Origin of the sequence: uncultured Gimesia sp., from assembly GCF_937919775.1 — a bacterium.
Classification (GTDB): domain Bacteria; phylum Planctomycetota; class Planctomycetia; order Planctomycetales; family Planctomycetaceae; genus Gimesia.
The window spans coordinates 1-2,972 of record NZ_CALFPF010000794.1 but is presented as its reverse complement, the minus strand read 5'-3'; the positions used below and the strand labels follow the sequence as shown (position 1 = coordinate 2,972).

Genomic DNA, 2,972 nt, shown 5'->3' with positions numbered 1-2,972 from the left:
AGTTCAACGCGTTCGCCAGATCTAGATCAATATAGTTATGAATGCCTTCCAGCCTGAGTAACTTACGGACAATCGTCTCCGCAGAAAATTGAATCGGCCGGGCCGGGTAAACCGAACCGACCAGAATCATTGTCCCGCCGATTCCCATTGACTCCAGTCCGCTTTCGATGACTTCAGGGACGCCCGTCATGTCAAATACAAAATCAACGCCACGCCCGTCTGTCAGATGTTGAATTTCCGCATGGAGAGGCTGCTCTTTTTTCACCAGCAAGGTACGAGTCGCGCCAAATTCCAGGCTGCGTATGACGCGCGAGTGGTCGATATCAGTGACATAAATAGCGGCGGCGTCCTTGGTATGGGCCACCGCAGCAGCGGTAACTCCCAGCATGCCCGCACCCAGAATCAGAACAGACCGGTCCTGTACGTCACCGGCAAGACGAAACGCGGCCATCACGGTTGCCGTCGCGCAATTCGCAGGGCTGGCGATGAGATCGGGCAGTGATTCCGGCACTTTGAAAATGGTCGTGCCTTTGATCAGGTGACAATGACTGGCCAGTCCGCCGCTCAAATAATTCTGCTCTGTTAAACGTTGATGGCCGTACTTGAACAGCCGCGTGCATTTCTGCGTCAGCCCGCGCCGGCAGTATTCGCAGTCTTTACAGGAAACGGCGACAGACCACGTAATGCGATCACCAATATTGACTGGTCGGTCCAGATAATCCAGCGTGGGATATTCCGGGTGCAGTTCCACCACGCGTCCCACCATTTCATGACCCAGAATGGTCGGGCAGGGGGTAGAGCGTGTACCTTCAAACGTATGCAGGTCACTTCCGCAAATGGTGCAGCAGAGTATCTCTACCAGCACTTCTCCCGGTTGTAATTCAGGCCGCTTTACGACTGTGCGCTGTAAGGAGGGATCATCGCCAGTGAGAATAATAGAGGTACATTGATCGCTCATGATTTTATATATTTGAATTACTGGATTGGTTTATGCTCTCTGAAGGAGCTGCTTTCGGAGAGTTTGTTACTGATTTTTCCGCAGACACAGATATTTAGAATGAGAACAGATAAGAGGTTATTTTTATAAACGCCTGGATTAGAAACGGAAAGTGTACTTTTAGTAGCCTGCTCTAATTATTAACGGTCTGATCGGAAGCAGCTGCCATTGTATCGAGCACTTGACCGATCTGTTCGACCAGATGCTGCATGTCAGCGGGAAAAACGTTTCCAATATTTCCAATGCGAAACGTTTCCGCCTGGCTGATTTTTCCGGGGTAGATCACATAACGCCGTTTTTTTAATTCGTCGTAAAACTGGTTAAAAGAAAACGCGGGGAATTCCGGATCATAAAACGAGGTAATGATCGGCGATTGCAGTTCGCGCGGTAAGAGCGTACGCAGCCCCAGCTTGTGCATTGCAGAGACCAGCGTGGATTGATTTTCAGCATACCGTGCATGTCTCCGAAGCACGCCACCTTCCGCCTCCAGTTCTTGCAATGCCTGTAAAAAAGCACAGACCACATGCGTGGGGGACGTGTAGCGCCATTTTCCTCCCTTGTGTTCCATTTCGTTCCACTGATCAAACAGATCCAGACTCAGCGAACGTGCAAAGCCGGCCGTCAGTTCCAGTTTACTCTGATTGGCGATGACAAATCCAAAACCGGGAACCCCCTGAATACATTTGTTGGCAGAAGAAATCAGATAGTCGACATGAAACGCTTCCATCGAAAGGGGAATCCCGCCGAAGGAAGACATGGCGTCCAGAATATAATCTTTCCCCGCTTCAGCGACGATCTTTCCCACTTCAGCCGCCGGATTCAGCATGCCCGTTGTAGTTTCACAATGCACCATCGCCACGTGGGTGATCGTGCCATCACAGGCCAGTATTTCGCGGATCTGATCGAGATCGGGTAGTTCTGTTTCCGGATATGATAACTCATGCAGCGCGATTTTCAGACAACGGGCGATTTGACCAATGCGTTTCCCGTACGCGCCATTGGAAATCACCAGCAGTTTTCCGTCCGGGGGAATGACCGAACCAATGGTTGCTTCGACGGCGAACGTGCCGCTCCCCTGCATCAGCACTGCCGTGTAGCCCGGCGAACCGGCAGCCAGTTGAACCAGACGCTTGCGGATTTCCATCACGCGCTGGTTGTAGTCAATGTCCCAGGTGGAAAAATCGTCGCGCATCGCGTCGCGCACGCTCTGCGTTGTGGTCAATGGGCCGGGAGTCAGTAATAAATAAGGGATATCAGCGTCCATTTCAGTGCTCGCTCGATTCAATCTGTTTTATGATTTCAGGAAGTGCATTCACGGTTGGAATCACAAAGTCTGCGCCAGCGTTTTTGAGTTTTGTTTCCGCGGTCTGTAACAGCTTTTGTTGCTGCTCACTGCTCAGTGCCTCGAATTCGGCGATCGTGAGACCCACCTCACTGCCGGTTTGCGTCAGTCCGACGGTCCAGGTTCCCGCATTCAGGCCGGCTTCGATATCAGGGACCGTATCGCCGACTTTGACGACCGACGCAGGCGGAAACACATTCAAGGCTTCCATATTGCGATAAATCATCCACGGAGCAGGTCTGCCCGCGGGAACTTCATCCGCACACATCGTGAAGTCGGGTGCATAACCCTGTGCTTTTGCTGCTGCCAGAATCGGTTCGACGACGATTCGCGGATAACCGGTCGTTGAGCCGATCTTGATCCCGCGTTCCCTCAACAGGGAAATCGTCTCACACAGTCCGGGAATCAGGTCGGTGAATTTTTGCGCTTCATCGATCTGCAGAGGCATAAAGGTTTCATAAATCTGTTCAACGTCATTTTCCGACCAGGGTCTCTGGTGAATTGCCTGCCATTGTGCGGCGATTTCATCCAGTTGAAACAGACTGCGGATGTGGTCCTTCTTGTGCAGACCCATCGGCCCGCGCGCCTGGGGGGGCGTCAGTTCGACGCCACACGCTTTGAACGCTTTGATGA

General features: G+C 52.1%; 3 protein-coding genes. All 3 read right to left on the bottom strand.

What is annotated here, in order from left to right:
* Positions 1-958 (bottom strand): zinc-binding dehydrogenase (locus Q0294_RS22560; RefSeq protein ID WP_299469960.1); only part of this gene is annotated, 958 nt, incomplete at its 3' end.
* A 172-nt stretch (positions 959-1,130) separates the two neighbouring features.
* On the bottom strand, positions 1,131-2,261 hold the full coding sequence (gene phnW, locus Q0294_RS22555) for a 2-aminoethylphosphonate--pyruvate transaminase (RefSeq protein WP_299469958.1): 1,131 nt from the start codon (positions 2,259-2,261) through the stop codon (positions 1,131-1,133).
* 1 nt (position 2,262) lies between these two features.
* On the bottom strand, positions 2,263-2,972 hold a 710-nt coding region (gene phnX / locus Q0294_RS22550; RefSeq protein WP_299469956.1), incomplete at its 5' end, for a phosphonoacetaldehyde hydrolase.